This is a genomic window from Erythrobacter sp., assembly GCF_038133525.1.
Lineage (GTDB): Bacteria > Pseudomonadota > Alphaproteobacteria > Sphingomonadales > Sphingomonadaceae > Qipengyuania.
Map to the genome: position 1 here is coordinate 1 of NZ_JAYPTL010000194.1, position 754 is coordinate 754.

A 754-nucleotide genomic window follows, 5' to 3' on the forward strand; every position below is an offset into this window, starting at 1 on the left:
CCTATAAGACCGCAGTCGTCTTTCTTCCCTTTGCCGCGCTGGTGCCCTTTATCGGCGCGCCCAGCTGGATGCTCGACGGGGTATTCATCGGAGCGACGCGCGGCAAGGCGCTGCGCAATGCCGCCGTCATCACCACCGCGCTTTATATCGCGCTCGACCTGCTGCTGCGGCCATACGGGAATCTGGGTGTTTGGATCGCCTTTACCGCGACTTACCTGCTGCGCGCGGTGACGCTGGGGGCCTATCTCCCCTCACTCATCCGCCAGATCCGTGCGAACGAGCCTCTTGCAAGCCGTGCAACAGCGGCCTAACCGGCGCGCATGAGCGATTCCATCAAGAAAGTTGTGCTCGCCTACTCCGGCGGCCTCGACACTTCCGTTATCCTGAAGTGGCTTCAGGTGACCTATAATTGCGAGGTGGTGACCTTCACCGCCGATCTTGGACAGGGTGAGGAGCTGGAGCCGGCCCGCGCCAAGGCCAAGCTGATGGGTCTGCCTGACGAAAATATCTATATCGACGACCTGCGCGAGGAGTTCGTGCGCGACTTCGTCTTCCCGATGATGCGCGCCAATGCCCGCTATGAGGGCGATTATCTCCTCGGCACCTCGATCGCGCGCCCGCTGATCTCGAAGCGTCTGGTCGAGATCGCGCATGAAACCGGCGCCGACGCGGTTGCCCATGGCGCGACCGGCAAGGGCAACGATCAGGTTCGCTTCGAGCTGTCGGCCTATGCGCTCGATCCCTCGATCAAGGT

General features: G+C 62.1%; 1 protein-coding gene and 1 pseudogene. Both read left to right on the forward strand.

Features of this window, described 5'->3' with window-relative positions; translation table 11 throughout:
- Nucleotides 1-311, forward strand: a pseudogene (locus AAFM29_RS17920) (MATE family efflux transporter); the annotation flags it as partial.
- 9 nt (nucleotides 312-320) lie between these two features.
- Nucleotides 321-754: argininosuccinate synthase domain-containing protein (locus tag AAFM29_RS17925; RefSeq protein WP_341714060.1), on the forward strand; the 434-nt coding region annotated here is incomplete at its 3' end.